At 31.0% G+C, this 24698-nt stretch carries 23 protein-coding genes, 1 pseudogene and 1 riboswitch; of the genes and pseudogenes, 23 read left to right on the top strand and 1 reads right to left on the bottom strand.

All coding sequences use genetic code 11. The annotated features are described in order from the left end of the window. The first annotated feature begins 115 nt into the window (after positions 1–115). The 20 genes and pseudogenes from spoIVA (at position 116) to B3J31_RS01995 (ending at position 20032) form a co-directional block, all read left to right on the top strand. Positions 116–1594: a stage IV sporulation protein A gene (gene spoIVA / locus B3J31_RS01900; protein WP_150844786.1), complete on the top strand. Its 1479-nt coding sequence runs from the start codon at positions 116–118 to the stop codon at positions 1592–1594. 266 nt (positions 1595–1860) lie between these two features. Then, positions 1861–2844 carry an asparaginase domain-containing protein gene (locus B3J31_RS01905; protein ID WP_150844787.1) on the top strand — a complete coding sequence of 328 codons (984 nt, stop codon included), beginning with the start codon at positions 1861–1863 and terminating at the stop codon, positions 2842–2844. An 85-nt stretch (positions 2845–2929) separates the two neighbouring features. Beyond that, positions 2930–3029, top strand: a riboswitch (purine riboswitch). 72 nt (positions 3030–3101) lie between these two features. Continuing rightward, complete coding sequence (locus tag B3J31_RS01910; RefSeq protein WP_150844788.1) at positions 3102–4457, top strand: solute carrier family 23 protein; 1356 nt, start codon at positions 3102–3104, stop codon at positions 4455–4457. Positions 4458–4714: 257 nt separating this feature from the next. Continuing rightward, complete coding sequence (locus B3J31_RS01915) at positions 4715–5593, top strand: YicC/YloC family endoribonuclease (RefSeq protein ID WP_346867331.1); 879 nt, start codon at positions 4715–4717, stop codon at positions 5591–5593. A gap of 16 nt (positions 5594–5609) precedes the next feature. Next, a complete protein-coding gene (gene remA, locus B3J31_RS01920) occupies positions 5610–5882 on the top strand; it encodes an extracellular matrix/biofilm regulator RemA (protein ID WP_035132703.1) in 273 nt (90 codons plus the stop codon). A gap of 1 nt (position 5883) precedes the next feature. Continuing rightward, positions 5884–6483, top strand: a complete 600-nt coding sequence (gmk, locus tag B3J31_RS01925; protein WP_150844790.1) for a guanylate kinase — start codon at positions 5884–5886, stop codon at positions 6481–6483. Between the two features lie 5 nt (positions 6484–6488). Then, positions 6489–6680, top strand: a pseudogene (gene rpoZ / locus B3J31_RS01930) (DNA-directed RNA polymerase subunit omega); the annotation flags it as partial. A 91-nt stretch (positions 6681–6771) separates the two neighbouring features. Then, positions 6772–7959: a bifunctional phosphopantothenoylcysteine decarboxylase/phosphopantothenate--cysteine ligase CoaBC gene (gene coaBC, locus B3J31_RS01935; protein ID WP_346867333.1), complete on the top strand. Its 1188-nt coding sequence runs from the start codon at positions 6772–6774 to the stop codon at positions 7957–7959. 91 nt (positions 7960–8050) lie between these two features. After that, positions 8051–10273: a primosomal protein N' gene (gene priA, locus B3J31_RS01940; RefSeq protein WP_346867334.1), complete on the top strand. Its 2223-nt coding sequence runs from the start codon at positions 8051–8053 to the stop codon at positions 10271–10273. Between the two features lie 12 nt (positions 10274–10285). Further along, the gene (def, locus tag B3J31_RS01945; RefSeq protein WP_150844793.1) at positions 10286–10726 is read left to right on the top strand and encodes a peptide deformylase; all 441 of its coding nucleotides are present in this window, start codon (positions 10286–10288) and stop codon (positions 10724–10726) included. An 11-nt stretch (positions 10727–10737) separates the two neighbouring features. Further along, the gene (fmt, locus tag B3J31_RS01950; RefSeq protein WP_346867335.1) at positions 10738–11682 is read left to right on the top strand and encodes a methionyl-tRNA formyltransferase; all 945 of its coding nucleotides are present in this window, start codon (positions 10738–10740) and stop codon (positions 11680–11682) included. Between the two features lie 32 nt (positions 11683–11714). Further along, positions 11715–12410, top strand: coding sequence for a zinc metallopeptidase (locus B3J31_RS01955; protein WP_346867336.1), 696 nt, complete (start codon positions 11715–11717; stop codon positions 12408–12410). A 45-nt stretch (positions 12411–12455) separates the two neighbouring features. Then, complete coding sequence (gene rsmB / locus B3J31_RS01960) at positions 12456–13787, top strand: 16S rRNA (cytosine(967)-C(5))-methyltransferase RsmB (RefSeq protein ID WP_346867337.1); 1332 nt, start codon at positions 12456–12458, stop codon at positions 13785–13787. 8 nt (positions 13788–13795) lie between these two features. After that, positions 13796–14830 carry a 23S rRNA (adenine(2503)-C(2))-methyltransferase RlmN gene (rlmN, locus tag B3J31_RS01965; RefSeq protein ID WP_150844796.1) on the top strand — a complete coding sequence of 345 codons (1035 nt, stop codon included), beginning with the start codon at positions 13796–13798 and terminating at the stop codon, positions 14828–14830. A gap of 6 nt (positions 14831–14836) precedes the next feature. Then, positions 14837–15568 (top strand): Stp1/IreP family PP2C-type Ser/Thr phosphatase, encoded by a 732-nt coding sequence (locus tag B3J31_RS01970; protein ID WP_207656761.1) that lies wholly within the window; start codon positions 14837–14839, stop codon positions 15566–15568. Further along, positions 15565–17538, top strand: a complete 1974-nt coding sequence (gene pknB / locus B3J31_RS01975) for a Stk1 family PASTA domain-containing Ser/Thr kinase (RefSeq protein WP_346867345.1) — start codon at positions 15565–15567, stop codon at positions 17536–17538. The genes B3J31_RS01970 and pknB overlap by 4 nt, the downstream gene beginning before the upstream one ends. Before the next feature lie 71 nt (positions 17539–17609). Continuing rightward, positions 17610–18473 carry a ribosome small subunit-dependent GTPase A gene (gene rsgA, locus B3J31_RS01980; RefSeq protein WP_346867338.1) on the top strand — a complete coding sequence of 288 codons (864 nt, stop codon included), beginning with the start codon at positions 17610–17612 and terminating at the stop codon, positions 18471–18473. Then, complete coding sequence (gene rpe / locus B3J31_RS01985; RefSeq protein WP_150844798.1) at positions 18470–19120, top strand: ribulose-phosphate 3-epimerase; 651 nt, start codon at positions 18470–18472, stop codon at positions 19118–19120. Before rsgA ends, rpe begins: the two co-directional genes overlap by 4 nt. 1 nt (position 19121) lies before the next feature. Then, on the top strand, positions 19122–19757 hold the full coding sequence (locus tag B3J31_RS01990; RefSeq protein WP_150844799.1) for a thiamine diphosphokinase: 636 nt from the start codon (positions 19122–19124) through the stop codon (positions 19755–19757). 119 nt (positions 19758–19876) lie between these two features. Next, a complete protein-coding gene (locus tag B3J31_RS01995; protein WP_198028577.1) occupies positions 19877–20032 on the top strand; it encodes a hypothetical protein in 156 nt (51 codons plus the stop codon). A gap of 156 nt (positions 20033–20188) precedes the next feature. On the opposite strand, the gene rpmB is transcribed toward B3J31_RS01995, so the two are convergent. Continuing rightward, the gene (gene rpmB, locus B3J31_RS02000; protein ID WP_035132719.1) at positions 20189–20380 is read right to left on the bottom strand and encodes a 50S ribosomal protein L28; all 192 of its coding nucleotides are present in this window, start codon (positions 20378–20380) and stop codon (positions 20189–20191) included. A 223-nt stretch (positions 20381–20603) separates the two neighbouring features. On the opposite strand from rpmB, the gene B3J31_RS02005 reads away from it, so the two are divergent. From B3J31_RS02005 to recG, 3 genes are read left to right on the top strand one after another with little or no spacing between them, the layout of a single operon-like run. Beyond that, positions 20604–20954 carry an Asp23/Gls24 family envelope stress response protein gene (locus B3J31_RS02005; RefSeq protein ID WP_147519512.1) on the top strand — a complete coding sequence of 117 codons (351 nt, stop codon included), beginning with the start codon at positions 20604–20606 and terminating at the stop codon, positions 20952–20954. 13 nt (positions 20955–20967) lie between these two features. Further along, positions 20968–22614, top strand: coding sequence for a DAK2 domain-containing protein (locus B3J31_RS02010; RefSeq protein WP_346867339.1), 1647 nt, complete (start codon positions 20968–20970; stop codon positions 22612–22614). 46 nt (positions 22615–22660) lie between these two features. After that, on the top strand, positions 22661–24694 hold the full coding sequence (gene recG, locus B3J31_RS02015; protein WP_346867340.1) for an ATP-dependent DNA helicase RecG: 2034 nt from the start codon (positions 22661–22663) through the stop codon (positions 24692–24694). Positions 24695–24698: the final 4 nt, after the last annotated feature.

Below are 24698 nucleotides of genomic sequence, written 5' to 3' on the forward strand. Positions count from 1 at the left end.
ATTAAAAGTTTTCCTTTTAAAATAAAAAGGAGAACTTTTTTATTTTATTAATGCATAATATTAATTCTATATCAATATATATATAATGTTAATATGTAGTTGCGGGAGGGTAGCCTTGGAAAATTTTGATATATATAAAGATATAGCGGAAAGAACTCAAGGGGATATATATGTAGGGGTAGTTGGTCCAGTTAGAACAGGTAAATCTACTTTTATTAAAAAGTTCATGGAACTAATGGTTATACCTAACATAGAAAATCCTCATAAGAAGGACAGAGCAAAAGATGAATTGCCACAGAGTGGATCAGGAAAATCTATTCACACTACAGAACCTAAATTTGTTCCTAATGAGGCTGTAGAAATTCAGTTTGAGGACGGAGTAAAATTTAAAGTTAGAATGGTTGACTGTGTTGGATATATAGTAAAGAATGCATTAGGCTATACAGAGGCTGATGCACCTAAAATGGTTTCTACTCCATGGCATGATTATGAAATTCCATTTGAGCAAGCAGCAGAAATAGGAACTAAGAAGGTAATAACAGATCACTCTACAATAGGTATAGTTGTAACTACAGACGGAAGTATAACAGGCTTAGATAGGGAAGATTATGTAGATGCTGAGGAGAGAGTTATAAAGGAGCTTAAAGAGATAAATAAGCCATTTATAATAGTTCTAAATACTGTAAATCCTAATTCAGAAGAGAGTAAAGACCTAGGAAGGGAACTAGAAGAAAAGTATGATGTTCCTGTAAAAGTTATGGATGTAATGAATATAGGAAACAATGAAATTACAGAAATATTTGATACAGTTCTAAGAGAGTTTCCAGTAAAAGAAATAAATATTGACATGCCTCAGTGGATGGAGAGTTTAAATTCATCTCATTGGTTAAAGGTAAACATAATGACTATTCTAAAAGCCATGTGTAAAGATATCTATAAAGTTAGAGATGTTAAGAGATGTCTTGATGCCTTTAAAGGAATTGAATTCTTATCAGACATAAAAGTTAAAGAAATGAATATGGGAGAAGGTACTTCCTGTGTGGATATTAATCCAAAACATGAATTATTTTATAAAATCCTTGGAGAGATTTGTAATACTGATATAAAAAATGAAAATGATTTATTAAATATTATGGAGAGTTTCTACAAGGCTAAAATAGAATATGATAAGGTTGAGGAGGCATTAAAAGAAGTTAATGAGACAGGTTATGGATTAGTTGCACCACAGCTTACTGAAATGAAACTAGAAGAGCCTGAAATTGTTAAGAAGGGTAATCAATATGGAGTAAAACTAAAAGCCTCAGCTCCATCATTACATTTAATTAAAGCTGATATTGAAACTGAAATTCAACCAATAATGGGTAGTGAAAAACAAAGCGAAGAGTTCTACAAATCAATTTTAGAGCAATTTGAAAATGATCCTTCACAAATTTGGCAAAGTAACATGTTTGGAAAGTCTTTAGAAGAATTAGTTAAAGAAGGACTTCAAAATAAACTTTACAAAATGCCTGAAGATGTGCAAATTAAACTTCAAAAAACCCTTCAGAAAATTATTAATGAGGGAAATGGTGGACTTATCTGCATAATTATCTAATGAATGTTAAGACGTTTTCTTCAAATTCAAAAATATAGTTTTGAAATTAATATTAATTTCAAAACTATATTTTTTATTGTATAATTTTCATCAATGTAATATATTTAATTATGTAAAAGATTTCATTGGAATGATTATAATGGATAAGGTACATTTACAATGCCCTTGATAAAGAGATATAATTAAAATTGATTATAAACAAGTTAAGTGTAATTGAACTTTTATTTTGGATTGTAAATAATAAAGATTTTGGAGGTACATAAAGTATGAGTAAAGTTGTAGTAATATTTAATGGTGGAACTATATCTATGAAGGTAGATGAAAAAATAAAAGCAGCGGTGCCTAATTTAACAGGTGAAGAAATAATGTCAATGGTAACAGGTATTGAATCCTATGCAGAAGTAGAATCATATACATTTTCTAGTCTTCCAAGCCCTCATATGACCCCAGATATAATGATGGAATTATCAAATTATGTTAAGAAGTTTTTAGAAAGAGAAGATGTAGATGGAGTAGTAGTTACCCATGGAACAGATACTCTTGAGGAAACAGCTTATTTTTTACAGCTAACTATAAATAGTGAAAAGCCAGTAGTAGTTACAGGTTCCATGAGAAATAGTTCTGAGCTAGGATACGATGGACCTGCTAACTTAGCGGCATCAATTTGTACGGCTACATCTAAAGAATCAAGAAATCGTGGAGTAATTGTATGTTTAAATAATGAACTAAATTGTGCTAGTGAGGTTACAAAGTCTCACTCTATGCACCTTAATACGTTTCAAAGTCCAGAATTTGGGCCAATAGGTATTGTTGACAGTAATGAAGTAAGGTTTTATAGAGGAAGCACTACAAAGGAATATATAAATACTGATGTAATAGAAAATAATGTTCAGCTTATTAAATCCTGTGCAGGAATGGATGGAACACTTATAGATTATTGTGTTAGTCAAGGTGCTAAGGGATTAGTAATTGAAGCTATGGGGAGAGGTAATATTCCACCGTTAATGGCGAGTTCTGTAGAAAAGGCTATAAATAAAGGTGTGGCAGTAGTAATAGTTTCTAGGTGTTATAAGGGGAGAGTTCTAGATAGTTATGGTTATGAAGGTGGAGGAAAACAATTAAGAAATATGGGTGTTATATTTGGGGATAGCATGCCAGGGCAAAAAGCTAGAATAAAGATGATTTTAGCCTTGGGAAAAACAAGAAATTTAGATGAAATAAGAGAAGTATTTGAAAAAGGACATTATTAATACACGAACATTATAAATAAAAATAAAATTAATATACGTAAAAACATTGACATAGGTATATAAAGTTGATATTATAATCTTGTAAAAAGAAATAATCACTAATTTTCATATAGGTCTAATGCGATGGATTAGATGTTTCTACCGGATACCGATAAAATCCGACTATGAGAATTCCTATGTTAAAAAAACTGTCACTGGGATTCTTATCCAGTGACTATTTTTTTGCAATAATACATATTAATAGGAGGACAAGTATTATGGAAAAATTTTTTAAGTTAAAAGAAAATGGTACCGATGTAAAGAGGGAAGTTGTTGGTGGATTAATAACTTTCTTAACTATGGCGTATATAATAGCCGTTAATGCTAATATATTAGGAGATCCTGGTGTTGGAATGAATCCGGGAGCAGTTGTTACAGCAACTTGCCTAGCAGCTGGGGTTACTACTATTTTAATGGGAATCTACGCCAATCTACCATTAGGATTAGCTTCAGGCATGGGACTTAATGCGTTCTTTGCATATACGGTAGTAATGGAAATGGGGATATCTTGGCAAATAGCGTTAACAGCAGTATTTGTAGAAGGAATTATATTTATTTTATTATCATTAACAAAGGTTAGGGAAGCTATCGTAAACTGTATACCAACTAACTTAAAATATGCAGTTACTGCAGGTATTGGACTATTTATAGCATTTATAGGTTTTGGTAATGCTGGAATAGTAGTTGGAAGTGAAGCTACAAAGGTAACCATGGGTAGCTTAGTAAGTCCAACAGCGTTAATTACAATATTAGGTGTAATGGTTATAGTAATTTTATCTAAAAAAAATGTAAAAGGTGCAATACTTTGGGGAATGGCTGCTAGTGCAATAGCTGCATGGATATATGCTGCTTTATCACCAGAAGCTGCTACAGCTGCAGGAATATATTTACCAAAAGGTATTTTAAAGTTTGAATCTATAGCGCCTATTGCAGGTAAATTGGATTTCTCAGTATTCACAAATGCTGGAACTATATCAGAATTTATTTCAGTTGTATTTGTATTCTTATTTATAGACTTCTTTGATACAGCTGGAACTTTAGTTGGAGTAGCGTCAAAGATTGGAATGATAGATAAAGATGGTAAAGTTAAAAATGCAGGTAAGGCATTACTAGTAGATGCAATTGGGACAACTTTCGGAGCTTGTGTAGGAACATCTACAGTTACAACTTATGTAGAGAGTTCTGCTGGAGTTGCATCAGGAGCTAGAACAGGTCTTTCAGCAGTAGTTACAGGAATATTATTCTTACTTGCTATGTTCTTATCACCATTATTTGTTGCTATACCAGGTTGTGCAACAGCGCCAGCTTTAATTATTGTAGGGTTCTTCATGATAGAATCAGTTAAAAATATAGATTTTTCTGATTTCACTGAAGGTGTACCAGCATTCCTTACTATAGCATTAATGCCTATGACATATAGTATAGGAGATGGATTAATGATAGGAATGTTATCTTATGCTATATTAAACCTAATATCTAATATTACAACTAAGGAAGCTAAGGATAGAAAAAAAGTATCTTTCGTTGTATATATTCTAGCAATAATATTCTTATTAAAAATAATCTTTGGTTAAATAAAGTTTTAAATATATATTTATTAAAATCGATGATTTTATTGAATTAATTTATAGATCAGGGACATAAGCTTAAAATACAAGCTTATGTCCCTTGTTTATAGAGTGAATATTTTAAATTATAATGGTTTTTCTAAGGTTTTCTAAAGAATATTTCATTTTTCTTTAAAATTCTTTTGTTTATGGGTTGAAATAAGCCACATACTTTATGTATAATAAATAAAGAATTTAAGAAGGTCTAGAAGGGTGCGTTGTATATGATAAAAAGCATGACTGGATTTGGAAGAGGTACATCAGAGGGCGAAGCATCTAGTTTTATTGTGGAAATAAAGACAGTAAATCACAGATACTTTGAACTTAATGCTAGAATGCCAAGAACTTTAATATCTTTAGAAGATGGTATAAGAAAATATGTAAATGACAAGATTAAAAGGGGAAAGGTAGATATATTTATTACTCAAAATCAAGGAGCTAACGAAGATATGTCCGTGTTGGTAAATGAGAGTTTAGCTGAAAATTATGTGGAGGTATTACATAATTTAAGGGATAAGTATGATTTAAGGGATGATATTTCTGCAACAACCTTAGCACGATTTCCAGAAGTTCTAAAATTAGAACAAAAGGAAGAAGATTTAGAAAAAACATGGAAGATATTATTACCAGCAGTAGAAGAGGCAGTACACAATCTTGTGTCCATGAGGCAACAAGAAGGCGAAAAACTTTTAATAGATATTACAAAGAGATGTGAATGTATTTCAAGTAATGTTGATATAATTAATAGAAGGGTGCCAGAAGTTACAGAAGAGTATAGAGCAAGAATTCTAAAGAAAGTAGAAGAAATTTTAGCAGAAAAAAGTATTGATGAAAATCGCATTGCTATGGAAGTAGTTCTTCAAGCTGATAAATCCTGTGTTGATGAAGAAATTGTTAGACTTAAAAGCCATGTTGCGCAAGTCATCAAAACTTTTAAACTAGGAGAGCCAATAGGTAGAAAGCTAGACTTCATTGTTCAAGAAATGAACAGAGAAGCAAATACAATTGCGTCTAAAGTTAACGATTTGGAATTAACTAATATAGCACTTGATATAAAAAGTGATATAGAAAAGATTAGAGAACAGGTTCAAAACATAGAATAAATTTAGGAGGTAGGGCATGGGTATAAAACTTATAAATATTGGATTTGGAAATATTGTTTCAGCAAATAGATTAGTAGCTATTGTTAGTCCAGAATCAGCGCCTATAAAAAGAATAATTCAAGAAGCTAGAGATAGGGGTATGCTAATAGATGCTACCTATGGTAGAAGAACTAGAGCAGTTATAATAACTGATAGTGACCATGTAATACTATCTGCTGTTCAGCCTGAAACAGTAGCACATAGATTGTCATCTAAAGGTGATGATGCTATAGATGAGGTAGAGGATTAATATGGGAAGCAAAGGACAATTATTAGTTATATCTGGACCATCAGGAGCAGGCAAAGGGACTGTATGTAAGGCGCTAATTGAAAAAAATCCAATATGGATTTCTACATCTTGCACTACGCGTAAGCCAAGAGAAGGTGAAGTAGAAGGAGTAAATTATTTCTTTATAGAGAGAGATGAGTTTTTAAATAGGATTGATAAAGAAGATTTTCTGGAATATGCAGAGGTTTATGGTAATTTTTATGGAACACCAAAATCTGAGGTTTTAAAGATGTTAGAAGAAGGTAAGGATGTAATATTAGAAATAGATATACAAGGTGCATTAAAAATTAAATCTTCATATCCTAAAGGAATATTTATATTTATTATGCCTCCATCTATGGAAGAACTTAGAAATAGAATAACAAATAGAGGAAGCGAAACTCCAGAGTCATTAAAGACTAGAATGGAATGTGCTTATGATGAAATAAGCTTTGCATCTAAATATGACTATGCCGTTGTAAATGATAAGGTTGAAGATGCCGTTAAAAAAATTGAAAGTATAATAGTCGCTGAAAAATGTAGAGTATTTAAAATTAAAGATGAGCTATTAGGGAGGTTCTAAAAGATATGAGTAATTCAAAGAGTAATTCAATGATTAATCCATCTATTGTGGAGTTATTAGAAAAAGTGGATAACAGATATTCATTAGTAGTATCTACTTCAAGAAGAGCAAGAAAAATAATTGACGGTGAAGAGTCAAGAGTACAAGGAGTAGGCACTAAACCATTAACTATTGCTATTAATGAAGTTAAACAAGGAATTGTAGAAATTAGAGAGGCAGATGATAAGTTTACTAAGGTTCAAGAACTTGAACTAGTAAATGAAGAGGCGGAAGAAGGCTCAAATTTAGATGAGTAAGAAAAATGTAGTTATTGGAGTAACAGGTGGAGTTGCAGTCTATAAAGCTCTAGATGTTATAAGCAGATTGAAAAAGAAAGATATAAATGTGGATGTTATTATGACAAAGTCAGCTTGTGAGTTTGTTACTCCATTAAGTTTTCAATCATTAAGTCAAAATGCAGTAATAAAGAATATGTTTGATGAACCTAAGGTTTTTGAAATTCAGCATATATCTTTAGCTAAAAAAGCAGATGTACTAGTAGTGGTTCCAGCTACAGCAAACATTATAGGTAAAGTAGCAAATGGCATTGCAGATGATATGTTATCAACTACTATTATGGCTGCTAATGCAAAGGTAATCTTTGCACCAGCCATGAATACTAATATGTATAACAATCCCATAGTTAAAGAAAATATTAAAAAATTGAAAAGTTATGGGTATGAGTTTATAAATCCTAGTAGTGGGCGATTAGCTTGCGGAGATGTAGGAGATGGAAAACTTGCTGACACAGAAGAAATTGCAGAAGTGATTTTATCACATCTGCATGAACCAAAGGACTTAGTAGGTAAAAAAGTGCTAGTAACAGCAGGGCCTACTAGAGCTAATATAGATCCAGTAAGGTTTTTAACTAATAGATCTACTGGTAAGATGGGATATGCAATTGCTGAAGAGGCTAGAGATAGGGGAGCAGAAGTGGTTCTTGTCAGTGGTCCTACCAGTATAAAGTCACCATTAGGAGTTAAAATCATAAAAGTAGAAACCAATGAAGAAATGTTAAACGCAGTTAAAGCAGAATTTGATAACAGTGATATTGTGGTTAAATCTGCAGCAGTAAGCGATTATAAACCTAAGACTTATTCAGATAAGAAGATAAAAAAGGGACCAGGTAATTTAAATATAGAACTAGAAAGAGATAACGATATTCTAAAGGAACTAGGAACCCTGAAAAAACACCAAATCTTAGTTGGATTTGCAGCTGAGAGTAATGATGTAATAGAAAATGCTCACATAAAGCTAAAAAAGAAAAATCTTGATTATATTGTAGCTAATAATATAACTGAAAGTAATGCAGGCTTTGGAAGTGATACTAATAGGGTTACTATTATAAATAGAGATGGGAAAGAAATATCTCTTGATAATATGAGTAAAAGATTAGTTGGACATGAGCTTTTTAATATGATTTTAAACAATAAATAAAAAGAGCGACTAAGTCGCTTTTTTTATTATTTATTTATATAATGTATCTAATGGGTTTAAAAAAGAAAATATGGGTAATAGTTAATTTAGAATGGAGGTAGACACCTCTAGAAGGGGGCTAAAAGTGTATTTAGGAATTATCGTAAATAATGAAGCTGTAAAAGTAGATAAAATATTTACATATAAGGTACCTGAAAACTTATATGGTAAAGTAAAAAAAGGCAGAATGGTTACAGTTCCCTTTGGAAATGGAAATAAGAAAATATATGGATTTATAGTTGATATATTTTATGATATAGATGATAATACTAAATTGAAAGAAATTGTTGATATAGATGACAGTATGGAATTTCTTACGGAGGATAATATACGTCTTATTGAAATAATGAGAAGGAAGTATTTATGTACTTATTTAGAATGTATAAAAGTTATGATTCCTAGTGGAATAACTAAAGGAACAACTTTTAAAACTAAAAATAGTATAATTATTGGTAGACCCTTAACAGAAAAATATAGTAAAGAAGAATATATAAATATTGTGAGTTTTATAGGAGAACATAATGGAGTTTATAATAAGACAGAACTTACTGGTGAATTTAAATTTTCTTTATCTAGGATTAATACATTAATTAAGAATGGATTCTTAGATGTTAAAAAGACTATAGTTAATAGGTATAATGAAAATATATATAAAAAATATGAGGAAAAAATATTAAATTCAATTCAACAAAGATGTGTTGATACTATATTATCCCAAAATAGTAGTAATAAATTTCTTATTCATGGTATAACTGGTAGTGGGAAAACTGAGATATATATGAACCTAGTAAAAGAGATGATTAAAAAAAATAAAGATTCTATAATATTAATTCCGGAAATTGCCTTAACTCCTCAAATGGTTGAAAGATTTAAAGGAAGGTTTGGAAGAGACATTGCTATATTTCATAGTAGGTTATCTATAGGTGAGAGATTTGATGAATGGATGAGAGTAAAAACGGGAAATGTTAAAGTAGCCATAGGTGCTAGATCTGCAATTTTCCTTCCTTTTTCTAACTTAGGTCTTATTGTTATAGATGAGGAACATGAAACTAGTTATAAATCAGATAGTGACCCCAAATATCATGCAAGAGATATAGCTAGTTTAAAAGCTGAAATTGAAGGATGTAAAGTGGTGTTAGGATCTGCTACACCCTCCATTGAGACTTATTATAAGGCTACGGAAGGTGAATATGATATAATTACTTTAAATCACAGAGCCGATGGAGCTAATCTTCCAACTATAGAGATAGTGGATATGAGAGAAGAGCTAAAAGAAGGAAATAAGTCTATGTTTAGTAGAAGACTTTATGAAGAAATGACAGCATGTTTAGAAAAAAAAGAGCAAGCCATAATGTTTTTAAATAGAAGAGGATATTCTACTTTTGTATCTTGCAGAGAGTGTGGTTATGTATTTAAGTGTGATAATTGTGATATTTCCCTTACCTATCATAATGATAACAATTTAACTTGTCACTATTGTGGAGCAAAGCAAAGAGCATTAAAAACTTGTCCAAAATGTAAAAGTAAATATGTGAAATATTTTGGAGTAGGCACAGAGCAATTAGAACATAGTGTTAAAAAGACCTTTTTAGATAGTAAACCTCTTAGAATGGATTTTGATACTACAAGAGGAAAGGATTCTTATGAAAAAATATATAGAGACTTCTCTGCAAAAAGGTATAATGTGTTAATAGGTACTCAAATGATTGCTAAGGGCTTAGATTTTAAAGAAGTAACCCTAGTAGGAATAATTGCTGCAGATTTGTCTTTAAATCTACCAGACTATAGAGCTGCAGAAAAGACTTTTCAATTAGTAACTCAAGTAGCAGGGAGAGCGGGGAGAGGTAATAAGGCTGGAAGAGTAATCCTTCAGACTTATAATCCAGATAATTATAGTATAGTTTATGCTGCTGAAAATGATTTTAAAAGTTTTTATGAAGAAGAAATAATTATTAGAAAGCTAAGGGATTATCCACCATTTTCTAAAATTTTGTGTATAAATTTAAGTAGTGAAAATGAGGAACATTTAATAAAAAGTATACAAAGTTTAGCAGATAAAGTAAGGATAAAAAACTATGGAAGTGATAAAATTGAGTTATTAGGACCATGTCCTTGTGGGGTTTCTAAAATAAAAAGTTTGTATAGATGGCAAATTATAATTAAAGGTAAATTTGATGATAATTATGCCATGGAGATTAAAAATTTAGTCTATGAACAGATTAATTATAAAAATATAAGGATTGGTATTGATATAAATCCAAATAGTTTATTGTAAAGGAGAATGATTATGGCATTAAGAAATATAAGAGTTAATGAAGACCCAATATTAAGGAAGATTAGTAAGGTAGTTAAAAACTTTGATGAAAGAACACAAATATTAATTGATGATATGCTAGACACTATGTATGATGCTAATGGAGTAGGTCTTGCAGCACCACAAGTAGGTATTTTAAAGCGAATAGTGGTTATAGATATTGGTGATGGACCAATAATACTTATTAATCCAGAGATTGTTGAGGCTAATGGTGAAGTTAAGGATGTAGAAGGATGTCTAAGTGTGCCAGGTAAACAAGGAAATGTTATAAGACCCCAATATGTAAAAGTTAAAGCTGAAGACAGAGATGGAAATTCTATTGAAATTCAGGGGGAGGATCTTCTAGCAAGGGCTCTTTGTCATGAAATAGATCATTTAAATGGAATATTATACACTGATAAGACAGTGAAATAGGAGGTATGAAGATGAATATAGTATTTATGGGTACACCAGATTTTGCAGTACCATCCTTAGAAGCAATTATTGAAAAATATGGAGTTAAGGCAGTACTTACTCAGCCAGATAGACCTAAAGGAAGAGGAAAATCCGTGACAATGTCACCAGTAAAACAGGTAGCACTTAACCATGATATAAAAGTATATCAACCAGAAAAATTAAAAAATGAAAAAAGTTTAATAGAAGAATTAAAAAATATGAATTTAGATTTCATAATAGTTGTAGCCTTTGGCCAAATTCTATCTAAGGAAGTTTTAGATATACCTAAATATGGATGTATAAACCTTCATGGTTCATTACTTCCTAAATATAGAGGTGCAGCACCAATTCATTATGCTATTATGAAGGGAGAAAAGGAAAGCGGAAATACTACTATGCTAATGGATATAGGTTTAGATACAGGAGATATGTTGTTAAAGAACAAAGTAGAGATTACAGAAAATATGACTACTGCAGAGCTCCATGATAAACTTATGAACAGTGGAGCTGAGCTTTTAATTGAAACTATAGAAGGCCTTTATAATGACAGGATAACTCCAATAAAGCAAGGAGAAAGTGAAAGTTGTTATGCCAGTATGCTGAATAAAGAGATGGCAAAGATTAATTGGAATCAAAGTTCTAAAGACATACATAATTTTGTAAGAGGACTTTACTCTTTTCCAATAGCTTATACTTATTATAAAGATGAGCCTATGAAGGTAATTGAAACTAGACTTACTAACGAGAAGTCTTCTAAAATTCCAGGGACTATTTTAAAAGTTAATAAAGAAGGAATGTTGGTTTCAACTGAAGATGATAATATATTAATAACTAAGGTTCAATTTCCTAATAAAAAGCCTTTAAGAGTAGAAGAATATATAAAAGGAAATTCTATTGAAGAAAATATATTATTAAAAAGTTCAAAAGAAGAGTAAAAATTAATTAAATAAAAAAAGGAGAAATATATATGGGATATTATTATGGAAGTTTTTTTGACAGAACAATGATTATTCTTATACCAGCTCTTATCATTTCAATATGGGCTCAGATGAAAATAAAAAGTAGTTATGCAAAGTATTCACAAGTATATAGTAGAAATGGATATACTGGAAATCAAGTAGCTAGAATGATATTAGATGCCTACGGACTTTTTGATATTCCAGTATTAGTTACAGGGGGTCACCTTACAGATCACTATGACCCTAGTAAAAAGGTGGTAAAACTATCAACAGATGTATACAACGGTACATCCCTGGCAGCTATAGGTGTAGCTGCCCATGAGATAGGTCATGCTATTCAACATAAAGAAGGATATGCACCAATTAAAATAAGAACAGCTTTAGTGCCAATTGCTAATATAGGCTCCCAAGCTTCTTGGATATTATTCTTTATTGGAATTGTAATGTCTTTTACACCATTAGTTAACTTTGGTATTATATTATTCTCAGCAGCAGTTCTTTTTCAGATAGTTACACTACCTGTAGAGTTTAATGCATCCAGTAGAGCTGTAGCCATATTAAGTTCAAGGAATATACTTTATGAAGATGAAGTAAAGGGAGCTAAAAATGTTTTGACTGCAGCAGCATTAACCTATGTAGCAGCAGCAGTTACAGCTATTGCACAGCTTTTAAGACTCATTGCTATAAGAAATAGAAATGATTAGTAGGAAAATGGATAAACACTAGAAATCGTAGATAGGATGATATGAATGATAGGTGCTAGAGAAGTAGCAATAAATACAGTAATGCAAGTCTTTGAAAATAAGGCTTATTCTAATATTGTTTTAAACAACAACCTTAGTCAATGTAATCTTGGAGATAAAGATAAAGCATTAGCTACAGAACTTGTTTATGGTACTATAAAATATAGGTACGCAATTGATAAAATACTTAAGACTTTTTTAGAAAAAAAATTTGACAAAACAGATAAATATATTTTAAATTTATTAAGGGTTTGTATATATCAGCTTAGATATTTAGATAAAATACCTGAGTTTGCAGCAGTAAATGAGGGCGTTAATTTAGCTAAGACTAATGTGTCTGTGGGAGCTTCCAAATTAGTAAATGGCGTATTAAGAAGTTATTTAAGAAATAAGAATAAAGATTATTATAATAAAGAAAACATTAATGAAAGATTAGCATTTTCATATTCTTTTCCTCAATGGATGGTAAAATTATTTATTGAGCAATATGGAGAGGTAGTTGGAGAAAAGATACTAGATGGGCTTAATAAAAGACCTGCTGTTACAGTTAGAGTAAACTCCACAAAGGGAGATTTTCAGCAGGTTTTTCATGAGTTAGAAAAAAATGCATACAACGTAGAAGAGGGGTCTATATGCCCTGAAGCCATAAGAATCGTAAGAGGAAAGAGTGTAGAGGATAACCCATTGTTTAAGAAAGGTGCTATTACAGTTCAAGATGAAAGTGCTATGCTAGTAGCACCTAGTATGGATTTAAAAGAGCATATGACTGTGTTAGATTTATGTAGTGCTCCAGGAGGAAAAACTACTCATATAGCTGAAATAATGGATAATACAGGTATAGTTAAGGCTTTTGATATTTATGATCATAAGCTAGAACTTATAAGAAGTAATAGTGAGAGATTAGGACTAACAAACATTGAATTAGATATATTAGATGCTACTAAAGAATGCAAAGAATTAATAGAGGTGGGAGATAGAGTACTTATAGATGTACCTTGCTCTGGCCTAGGAATAATAAGAAAAAAACCAGAAATTAAATATACAAAAAAAGAGAAGGAATTAAAATCTTTAATAACAGTTCAACGTGAAATAATGAGGAATGCAGCTAAATATGTGAAACCAGATGGAATAATTTTATATTCAACTTGTACTATAAATAAAACAGAAAATCAAGGGAATATAAACTGGTTTTTAAGTAATTTTAAAGATTTTAGTGTAGAGCCTTTAAACTTTGGACAGGTGGAAAATCTGGTCTATGACGAAAAAGGTTCTGTAACAGTGTTGCCTAATGAATATATGGATGGATTTTTTATAGCAAAAATTCGTAGAAATAAATAGGAGTAGAAATGAAAAATATATTAGATTTAGATATAGAAGAACTTAAATCATGGATGAAAGAAAATGGTGAAAAAGAATTTAGAGCTAAACAAGTATTCTCTTGGATTTATAATGAAGTTTGGGACTTCAAAGAGATGACTAACATATCTAAAGATACTTTGAAAAAATTAGAAAAAAATTTTTTTATAGGAATACCTAGAATAGTAGAAACATATAGTTCTAAAAATAGTGATACTCGCAAGCATTTATTTCTTTTACATGATGGTAATATAGTTGAAGGAGTAGTTATGCAGTATAATCATGGAAATTCTATATGCATATCAACTCAAGTAGGATGTAATATGGGTTGTAAGTTTTGTGCTTCAACCATTGGAGGAGCTGTTAGAAGTTTAAGTAGTGGAGAAATGTTAGGTCAGATTATGGTTTCACAAAAACAACTTGGGGAGAGAATCTCAAATATTGTACTTATGGGAAGTGGAGAACCGTTAGATAACTATGATAATGTTGTAAAATTTATTAAGGATGTAAATTCTCAATATGGACTTAATATAGGACAACGTCATATAACTCTTTCTACATGTGGAATTGTGCCTAAGATAAAGAGCTTAGCAAATTTAGATTTACAGATAACACTAGCAATTTCATTACATGCTCCTAATGATGAGTTGCGTGTGAAAACTATGCCTATTGCTAAGGTATATTCTATAGTTGAGCTTATTGATAGCTGTAAATATTATATTGATAAAACGGGACGAAGAATTACCTTTGAATATGCATTAGTAAAGGGGGTAAACGACTCTAAAGAGCAAGCTGAGCAATTAGTAAAATTAATAAGAGGTATGTTATGTCATGTAAATTTAATTCCAATAAATGAAATAGATGAAAATGATTTAAAAAAATCAAATGAAGAGCAAGTTAAGTGCTTTAGAGATATTTTAATGAAACATGGGATTGAAACTACTGTTAGAAAAGAAATGGGTTTAGACATAAATGCTGCTTGTGGTCAGCTGAGAAAAAGTTATATAGAAAAAAGGGAGTTGTAGTTTTTAATGGGGAGATTGTTAGGAATAGAAACGGATGTTGGAAATAAAAGAACTTTTAATGAAGATTCCGTTGGTTACTATGAAGAAGAAGATTTCGGTATTTTTGTAATAGCCGATGGTATGGGAGGGCATAATGCTGGTGAAGTTGCTAGTAAGATTGCTATAGATACCATTATTGAATATGTAATTAATCATAAAAAGGATAGGTCAGAAGAGGAAATTCTAAATGAGGCAATCCTAAGTGCTAATAGAAAAATATATAGAGAAAGCTTGTTAAACGAAAGTTGTAATGGAATGGGAACTACTCTTGTGGGAGCTTTTGTGAGAGGAAATAACTTAACTATGGTAAACATAGGAGATAGTAGAGGATATATTTTAAAGGATGGACAGCTTGTTAAGGTTACAAAAGATCATTCATTGGTACAAGAACTATTAGATAATGGAACAATAACTAATGAGGAAGCTAAGAATCATCCTAATAAAAATGTTATAACAAGAGCTTTAGGAACTAATCCAGTGGTGACAGCAGATTACTACAGTTTAGATATAAGAGGGGTTTCCAAAATTCTTCTTTGTAGTGATGGACTTACTAATGAAGTAAGTGAGGAGGATATTTTTAGAGTTTTACAAGGTTATAATGGCAATCAATGTATGGAACTAATAAACATGAGTAAGAAAAATGGTGGAAGAGATAATATTTCTATCATCATTTTTAAAGGAGAGTGGGAGTGCAGATGATAGGAACTATGTTAGGAAATAGATATGAACTCATAGAAAAAATTGGCGAAGGGGGTATGGCAGTAGTATATAAGGCTAAATGTAGAATTTTAAATAGATTTGTAGCAATAAAAATACTAAAGCCAGAGTACTCTAATAATAATGAATTTATGGAGAAATTTAGAAGAGAAGCTTTAGCTACAGCAACCTTTTCCCATAGTAATATAGTTAATATTTATGATGTGGGTTCAGAAGGAAATATTAATTATATTGTAATGGAATTAGTGAATGGAAAAACTTTAAAAGAATACATAAGAGAAAATGCACCTCTTTCCATGGACTCAACTTTAAAGATTTCAATACAAATTGCTAAAGCTTTAGAATGTGCTCATAAAAATAAAATTATCCATAGAGATATAAAACCTCACAATATATTAATAAATGAAGAAGGTGTAATTAAGGTTACAGATTTTGGAATAGCCAAAGCTACTTCATCTGATACAATAACTCATACTAATAAGGTTATTGGTTCTGCACATTACTTCTCTCCTGAGCAAGCCAAAGGAAAGATAGTTGATAATAGAACAGATATATATTCTTTTGGAATTGTGATATATGAAATGATAACAGGAAGAGTTCCCTTTGATGGAGAAAGTGCTGTAGCAGTGGCGCTTAAGCATATACAAGATACTATTGTGCCTCCTAAGGTTTTAGTTCCAGAAGTACCAGATAGTCTAAATAATTTGGTAATTAAGGCTACCCAGAAGGAAGTTATAAAAAGATATAATAATGTAACAGATATGTTAATAGATTTAATGAGAATAGAGAATAATAATAAGTATATAGTAACACCATCTAATATGGATAATGATTATACTACAGTAATGGATGCAACTCAAATTCAAAATACTATGTATGCTAGCAATCTTGGAAAGAAATTAAACAATAAGGATATGGATGATGAGGAAGAAGAGGAAGAAGACGAGGATTATGAAGATTATGATGGCGAAAAGAGAAAAACTAGCACCTGGAAAAAGGTACTAATAGTTGGAGGGGCTCTTTTATTAACTATTCTTTTAGGTGTATTTGTAGGTACTAGCATATATAACAAAGGTAACAACAATGTTAAAAAAGACGAATTAAGGGTTCCAAAGATAATTGGTCTTACAGCAGATGAAGCCAAAGATTCTGTAGAAAAAGTAGGATTAACTTATGTAGTCTTAGGAGAGGAAGCTAGTGATAAGCCAGCTGGAACTATAATTGCAGTATTTCCATCGGAAGGTACTGCAGTAAAAAAAGAAAGTGAAGTTAGAGTAAGAATTAGTACAGGACCAGGAGAGATTGAGGTACCAGATGTTGTGAAACTGGGTAAAAGTGTTGCCCAAGACCATATAGTTACTCAAGGACTTAAGGTGGGAAAGATAACAGAAGACTATTCTGAAGAAATAGAAGAAGGTGCAGTAATAAGTACTAATCCAGTAGCAAAGACTAAGGTTAAAAAAGGTGATACAGTAGATATAGTTATAAGCAAAGGTTCTAGGATAAAGAAGACACAAGTACCAGATCTCATTGGATTAACACTAAAAGAAGCAGAGCAAGTATTAGCCGTAGTAAATCTAAAACTTGGATCTACTACTGCAGTAATAACTGATGATATAAGCAGGGATGGAAAAATATTCAACCAAAGTGAACCTGCACAGACTTCGGTACAAGAAAATGAAAAGATAAGTGTTAATTATTATCAATATAAGGATCCAGATGAAGGTAAGGTTGAAGTTCCTAACTTTATAGGAAGAACCATTGAAGATGCACAAGCAACAGCTAACTCACTTGGACTTAGAATAACTGTTACTGGAGATAGAAAAGGTCTTATAATAAGTCAAGATGTGCCTGAAGGTAATAAGTTAGATAAAGGAAGTACTATAAATCTTATAGCTCAAATAAAAGCCCCTAATATAGGTGGCGATGATGACGAAGATGAAGAACCTTAACCAATGAAGTTAACAATCCTTAGGTAAGTTTTAAACTTGCCTAAGGATTAGTTAAAATTTAGGAGGAATATATGCAAGGTGTAATAGTTAAAGGAATTGGTGGATTATACTATGTAGATGTTGAAGAAAAAGTTATAGAGTGTAAGGCTAGAGGGAAATTTAGGCATAAGGGTGAAACTCCTATGATTGGTGATGAGGTAATCATAGAAGAAGAAAATGGAAAGGGTGTTATAACGGAAATATTAAAGAGAAGAAATCAACTTATAAGACCTGCCGTTGCTAATGTAACTCAAGCTTTTGTAGTAGTTACTAGTAAGAATCCAGATTTGAATTTAAGCTTATTATATAAATTTCTAGTTTTATGTGAGTATAATCATGTAGTACCTATTATTTGCTTTAATAAAATGGACATTGAAAGTGATTATAGCAAGGAAATAGGTAATATGTTAAATGAAGCTGGATATGAAATAATGTATGTACAAGGAAAACATGGTGTTGGCATAGAACAGTTAAAGGAAAAGATAAAGGGTAATATTACTGTATTTTGTGGGCCTTCTGGAGTAGGTAAATCTACCATATTGAATAAAGTTTTAGGTAGAGATGCTATGAAAACTGGTGATATTAGTGATAAACTGAAAAGAGGAAAACATACAACTAGGCATAGTGAACTTATAAGGATAGAAGATGGATTTTTAGTTGACACACCAGGATTCTCTTCCTTGGAATTAGATTTCATAGATAAAGAAGAACTACAACATCTGTTTCCGGAATTTGAAGAATTTAAAGATGGATGTAAGTTTAATAATTGTGTTCATTATAAAGAACCAGGTTGTATAGTAAAACAAAAGGTAGAATCTGGACAAATAAATAAAAGTAGATATGAATTCTACATAAAAACATTAGAAGAAATTATAAGTAGGGGGAATAGAAAATGATAAAATTATCACCATCTATATTGTCAGCAGACTTTTCAAGGTTAGGAGAGCAGGTTAAAGAAATAGAAAAACATGGAGCGGATTGGGTTCATATAGATGTTATGGACGGGATGTTTGTACCTAACATATCCTTTGGAGTGCCTGTTATAAAATCCATAAGAAATCTTACAACCTTAGTTTTTGATGTACATTTAATGATTGAAGATCCAGCTAGATACGTAAAGGATTTTGTTGATGCAGGAGCTGATATGATAACAGTTCATTATGAAGCAGATAGACATATAGACAGAACTATAAAATATATTAAAAGCTTAGGAGTTAAAGCTGGAGTAGCATTAAATCCTGGTACTCCTGTTTCTATGATAGAAAACTTAATTCCAGATTTAGATATGGTGCTTATCATGTCAGTTAATCCAGGATTTGGAGGTCAAAAATATATAGAGTATTCAGCAGATAAAATATCACAGGTTAAAGAGTTAAAGGATAAATATAATAAAGAATTATATATACAAGTAGATGGTGGCATAGATGCAACTAATGTTAGTAAAGTTGTAAAATGTGGAGCTAATTCTATAGTAGCTGGTTCAGCAGTATTTAAAAATAATGAAATAGAAAAAAATATAAGTAATATAAAAAGTGGGTTTTAGTATGCAAGCAGTTATAGTTGGAGGAGGAGATCCTCCAAGTAAAAAGATTTTAGATAAATATATAAATGAAAAGTCTATAATTATAGCAGCTGATGGAGGCGCTAACGTTCTTTTAAATCATGAAATACATCCAAATTATTTGTTAGGGGATTTTGACTCTATTGATGAAAAAACGTATATAGAAATAAGTAATAGCTCTAAAACCATTAGATTTCCAAAAGAGAAGGATTATACAGATAGTCATATAGCTTTTAATAAGGCAGTAGAGTTAGGAGCTACAGAAATAATTTTTTTAGGATGTACAGGGAAGAGAATTGATCATTTCTATGCAAATTTATGTATTCTCAATGAAGGTTTAAAAAAATCAATAGATTGTCGTATAATAGATGAGTATAATGAAATCTATCTTATAGATAAACCTACAAATATCTTTGGGAAAAAAGGGGATGTATTTTCTCTGTTTAGTTATTTAGAAGATACTCATGATTTAACTATAGAGGGAGTCAAATATAAATTAAAGAATTTTGAGCTAGCACAAGGAAACAATCTCACTGTATCTAATGAGTTTGAGGAGGAAAAAGTTAGCATAACTTTTTCTAAAGGATGTCTTATAGTAGTTAGAATTCATAAAATATAAATTTAAAATATAGGATTACAATCATTATTACAATTGATGATTGTAATTTTTTTATTTATGTACCACTTTTTACGTCAATACATATAATGATACTAAAAAGGCTTATGGGGGAAGTAAGTATGAGGAGTAGGACAACTAAAAGGTTGGGACTTATTGTTAGTTCTGTAGGAGCAGGGATAGTATTAGCTATGCTAATTCCATTTTGGGGGTGGATGGTAGCCATAGGTTGTGCAATTATATGTGCTGGATGGTTTATAATGAATAAGTTTTGCTAACAATTGGTTAAGGAGGTTACAGGGTGACTATAAGAGTAATTAAACTACCTAAGTTTTTATCTAAAATAGTTAAAATTTTTGTAAGAAAAAAACATAGTTATTAATTTTGCACATAAAAAAATGCAACTATAAAGGTAGTTGCATTTTTTTTACCAATTAAACGGCACGTTGAACCTTACCAGAACGTAAGCATCTAGTACAAACGTGTACTGTCTTAGGTGAACCGTTAACTATAGCTTTAACTTTTTTTAAGTTTGGAGCCCATTTTCTTTTTGATTGACGGTGAGAGTGAGAGAATTGTACTCCTGAAACTACACCTTTATCGCATATTTCACATCTTCTTGACATATATTACACCTCCTCAAAATTTCAACATACTGCTATAAATCAAACACAAGTTATTTTAACATAATTACTATGATTGTTGCAAGTATTAAGAAAAATAAACACATACCATTATATTATACATATTGTTATAATAAAATTCAATGATATATATAATTATATTAGTTGAATTAAATCTTAAGTTAATATAAAATGTTTATAAGGTATAATTAAGGAGGAATTGATTATGAAAGCTAATATAACAACTGAAATAGGAAATATATACTATTCTGAAGATGTAATAGCTAATATAGCAGGTGTATCAACCATGGAATGCTATGGAGTTGTTGGCATGGCTTTAAAGAATGCTAAGGATGGTTTATGGGAATTATTAAAAGCTGAAAACCTAGCAAAAGGAGTTAAAATAACTCAAAAAGAGAATGCTATAGCTATAGAACTATATATAATTGTTGAATATGGAACTAAAATTGCAGTAATCGCTAATAATATAATACAAACAGTTAGATACAATTTAGAAAATCTTACAGGTGTTAAGGTTTCTCAAGTTACTGTTAATATTCAAGGCATTAGAGTTTAAGGGGGAACATAAAGTGGCATATACACAGATTAATGGACGTGATTTTTCAAATATGATAAAAAGTGCTTCAAATGCATTAGAGAAGCAGAAAGAATATGTAAACTCCTTGAATGTATTCCCAGTACCTGATGGAGATACAGGAACAAATATGTCTTTAACCTTTAAGGCTGCAGCTAGAGAAATAGAAGGTTTAGAGAATAAAGGTATAGGCGAAGTATCTAAGAGGTTAGCTAAGGGTGCTTTAATGGGGGCTAGAGGAAACTCTGGAGTTATTCTTTCTCAGATTTTAAGAGGCATGGCAAAAGGACTTGAAAATACAGAGGAGGCAACTATAGAGGAAGTTAAGAATTCTTTTGTAGAAGGCTCAAATTTTGCTTATAAAGCAGTTATGAGACCAACAGAAGGAACGATTTTAACTATAATTAGAGCGGCAGGAGAAGCTGCTATCTGCAGTGAAGCAGAAAACATAGTTGAATTATTTGAAGAAGTATGTGAAGAAAGTAAAAATATGCTTGATAAGACTCCAGAAATGTTACCACAGTTAAAACAAGCTAAGGTAGTAGATGCTGGTGGAATGGGATTACTAATAATATTAAGAGGTATGTTAGAAGTTCTAAAAAATAAAGGTGAAGTTTCTTTAATTAATGATTTAGAAGGTGAATCAGAAAATAATTATGATATTCCAGAGCTAAACATGGCTCCGGAAGATATTAAATTTGGATACTGCACAGAGTTTATCATACTTAATGAAGTAAAAGATATACCAAAATTTAAAGATTTCCTTGAATCTCAAGGTGATTCATTAGTTCTTGTAGGGTTAGAGGATATAACTAAGGTTCATGTTCATACTAATGATCCAGGAGCAGTTTTATCTAAAGCAGTAACCTTTGGAGATCTTTCAAAAATTAAAATTGAAAATATGAGAGAACAACACAGATCTTTATTAGGAATAGATGAAAGTAGCAATGATGCAGTAGTGGAAGAAATAAAAGAAGATCCTAAAGCTTATGGATTTGTAACTGTAGCTAGAGGTAACGGGATATCTTCAATATTTAAAGATCTTGGCGTAGATCAGGTTATTGAAGGTGGTCAGACTATGAATCCTAGTACAGAGGATATAGTTAATAGTATCAATAAAATTAATGCTGAGGTAGTATTTGTTCTTCCAAATAATAAAAATATAATAATGGCAGCTACACAAGCTGTAGATTTAATAGAAGATAAAAAGGTTATAGTGATTCCAACAAAAACTATCCCTCAAGGAATTACAGCTATAACTATGTTTAATCCAGATGGCTCTTCAGAAGATAATGAAGCAGCTATGAATGAAACTATAGAAACTGTTACTTCTGGTTCTGTAACCTATGCGGTTAAGGATACAGAAGACAATGGTAGACATATTAAAGAGGGAGATATTCTAGGATTATTAGAAGGAAAAATAAGTGAAATAGGTCAGGATGTATATGCTGTATGTAAAAAGCTTATAGAAAACATGGTAAATGAAGATAGCGAGCTTATTACTATATTCTATGGTGAAGACTGTGAAGAGGATAAGGTTAACCAGTTAGTATCAGAATTAGAAGAAGCATATCCAGAGATGGATGTTCAATGTTTTAATGGTGAGCAACCATTATACTATTTTATTACATCAGTAGAATAAAAGCCTTAGGGCTTTTTTTCTATGTTAGCCATATGGAGTTGATAAGGTGAATATTTATAGTAGTGTTACAGCCATTAAAGGTGTAGGGCCTAAAATGGCTGAGAAATTGAGTAAATGTGGAATATATAGTATTTTAGATTTATTGTTATACTTTCCAAGGGATTATGAGAGTATCTTTATTGTTGAAGATTTAGATGAAGTGGATTCTAAGGGGAAGATAATATTGGAAGTTGGAGTGGAGAGAATTTTGCCTGATATAAGGACAAAAACAGGCAAAATACTTACAACCATTAGATTTATTCATAAAGGCAGATTAGTTAAGGGAATATGGTTTAATCAGCCCTATGTGAAAAGTAGTTTTAGAATTGGCAGTAGATATGTTATAAGTGGCATTATAGAGAAACAAGGTAGAGATTTTATAATTAAAAATGGAACCATAATGAGGAATACTACTACAGAGAGTACAGATATTATGGCAAGATATCCCTTAAGGGATGATATTTCTAATACTTTTATAAACAAAATAGTTACAGAAACTTTAAACACAGTAAAAATACAAGAAAATTTACCAAAGTCAATTTTGAATGAACATGATTTTATGTCTTTGGATAGTGCTATAAGAAATATACATAATCCTAAAAGTTTAAAGTTGTTAGAAGAGGCAAGAAGAAGATTAAAGTTCCAAGAGTTATTTACATACTCTTTAAAGCTTATGGCCTTAAAAAATAGAAGTACTAATTCTAAGGGAATTTCCTTTTCCATATCAAAGGAACTGAAAGATTTAAAGGATAAGTTACCCTTTCAGTTAACAGATGCACAAACTAGAACTGTTAGAGAAATATTAAGAGATCAAAAGAAACCTAGTCCTATGAATAGATTAGTTCAAGGAGATGTAGGTAGTGGTAAGACTGTAGTTGCTTTTATTGCCCTTTTTAATGCTATTATGAATGGTTATCAAGGTGCCATGATGGCGCCTACAGAAATATTGGCAAAACAGCACTACTACGAGGCTGAAAAAGTCTTTAAGGATTTTAATATTACCATAGAGTTACTAACAGGTAGTACCACAGAAAAAAATAAAAACATTATAAAAGAAAAGTTATTAAAAGGTGAAATAGACTTAATAATAGGTACTCATGCTTTGATAGAAGATAATGTCCAGTTTAAAAACTTAGGACTTATAATAACTGATGAACAGCATAGATTTGGTGTTGGTCAAAGAACTAGATTTGGAAATAAGCGTGAAGATATTGATGTACTTGTAATGAGTGCTACACCTATTCCAAGGACTTTATGTTTATATCTTTATGGAGATTTAGAAGTATCTATAATTGACACTTTGCCACCAGGGCGAAAACCCATTGATACCTATTATTTATCTACTCAGGAAAAGGGGAGAATATATAATTTTGCTTTAGAGGAGATAAAAAAGGGAAGACAGATTTATGTAGTTTGTCCATTGGTTGAAGAAAATGAAGATATGAAATTAAGTTCTGTAACAGCATTATATGAAGAACTAAAAAAAACTTACTTTAAAAGTATGGAAATCGCCATTCTTCATGGTAAAATGAGTAATAAAGACAAAAATTTAATTATGAATGAATTTAAAGAAGGAAATATTAAGGTGTTAATATCCACTACGGTTATTGAAGTGGGTGTAAATGTACCTAATGCAACGGTTATGATTATAGAAAATGCAGAGCGGTTTGGATTATCTCAATTGCACCAGTTAAGAGGAAGAGTTGGAAGAGGATCTCATAAATCTTATTGTGTTCTTGTAGCTAATATAAAAAGTGAAACAACTAAAAAGAGAATGGACATAATGAAAAATAGCAATGATGGTTTTTATATAGCGGAACAAGATTTAAAATTAAGAGGAAGTGGAGAAATGTTTGGACTTAGACAATCTGGTGAAAATGGATTAATTCTTAGTGATTTATCACAGGATTTTCAACTATTTAAAATAGCAAATCAGGAAGCTAAGAAATTTATTAATAACAAGGATGAAGAAAACAAAAGAATACTTAAAGAAATAATGATTAACTTAGAGAAAAGCACTAGTTATATTTGCTTTAACTAAGGTC

The sequence above is a fragment of the Clostridium sp. UBA5988 genome (assembly GCF_002435615.1).
GTDB classification, from domain to species: domain Bacteria; phylum Bacillota; class Clostridia; order Clostridiales; family Clostridiaceae; genus Clostridium_J; species Clostridium_J sulfidigenes.

What these genes read in the sequence shown, in the direction of transcription:
- priA (WP_346867334.1), top strand. Translation starts at nt 8,051, where the DNA reads ATGGAGGTAGACACCTCTAGAAGGGGGCTAAAAGTGTATTTAGGAATT.
- B3J31_RS02005 (WP_147519512.1), top strand. Translation starts at nt 20,604, where the DNA reads ATGAAAGCTAATATAACAACTGAAATAGGAAATATATACTATTCTGAA.
- rlmN (WP_150844796.1), top strand. Translation starts at nt 13,796, where the DNA reads ATGAAAAATATATTAGATTTAGATATAGAAGAACTTAAATCATGGATG.
- remA (WP_035132703.1), top strand. Translation starts at nt 5,610, where the DNA reads ATGGGTATAAAACTTATAAATATTGGATTTGGAAATATTGTTTCAGCA.
- gmk (WP_150844790.1), top strand. Translation starts at nt 5,884, where the DNA reads ATGGGAAGCAAAGGACAATTATTAGTTATATCTGGACCATCAGGAGCA.
- B3J31_RS01915 (WP_346867331.1), top strand. Translation starts at nt 4,715, where the DNA reads ATGATAAAAAGCATGACTGGATTTGGAAGAGGTACATCAGAGGGCGAA.
- rsmB (WP_346867337.1), top strand. Translation starts at nt 12,456, where the DNA reads ATGATAGGTGCTAGAGAAGTAGCAATAAATACAGTAATGCAAGTCTTT.
- pknB (WP_346867345.1), top strand. Translation starts at nt 15,565, where the DNA reads ATGATAGGAACTATGTTAGGAAATAGATATGAACTCATAGAAAAAATT.
- def (WP_150844793.1), top strand. Translation starts at nt 10,286, where the DNA reads ATGGCATTAAGAAATATAAGAGTTAATGAAGACCCAATATTAAGGAAG.
- rsgA (WP_346867338.1), top strand. Translation starts at nt 17,610, where the DNA reads ATGCAAGGTGTAATAGTTAAAGGAATTGGTGGATTATACTATGTAGAT.
- rpe (WP_150844798.1), top strand. Translation starts at nt 18,470, where the DNA reads ATGATAAAATTATCACCATCTATATTGTCAGCAGACTTTTCAAGGTTA.
- rpmB (WP_035132719.1), bottom strand. Translation starts at nt 20,380, where the DNA reads ATGTCAAGAAGATGTGAAATATGCGATAAAGGTGTAGTTTCAGGAGTA.
- B3J31_RS01995 (WP_198028577.1), top strand. Translation starts at nt 19,877, where the DNA reads ATGAGGAGTAGGACAACTAAAAGGTTGGGACTTATTGTTAGTTCTGTA.
- coaBC (WP_346867333.1), top strand. Translation starts at nt 6,772, where the DNA reads ATGAGTAAGAAAAATGTAGTTATTGGAGTAACAGGTGGAGTTGCAGTC.
- B3J31_RS01970 (WP_207656761.1), top strand. Translation starts at nt 14,837, where the DNA reads ATGGGGAGATTGTTAGGAATAGAAACGGATGTTGGAAATAAAAGAACT.
- B3J31_RS01910 (WP_150844788.1), top strand. Translation starts at nt 3,102, where the DNA reads ATGGAAAAATTTTTTAAGTTAAAAGAAAATGGTACCGATGTAAAGAGG.
- B3J31_RS01905 (WP_150844787.1), top strand. Translation starts at nt 1,861, where the DNA reads ATGAGTAAAGTTGTAGTAATATTTAATGGTGGAACTATATCTATGAAG.
- B3J31_RS01955 (WP_346867336.1), top strand. Translation starts at nt 11,715, where the DNA reads ATGGGATATTATTATGGAAGTTTTTTTGACAGAACAATGATTATTCTT.
- B3J31_RS01990 (WP_150844799.1), top strand. Translation starts at nt 19,122, where the DNA reads ATGCAAGCAGTTATAGTTGGAGGAGGAGATCCTCCAAGTAAAAAGATT.
- fmt (WP_346867335.1), top strand. Translation starts at nt 10,738, where the DNA reads ATGAATATAGTATTTATGGGTACACCAGATTTTGCAGTACCATCCTTA.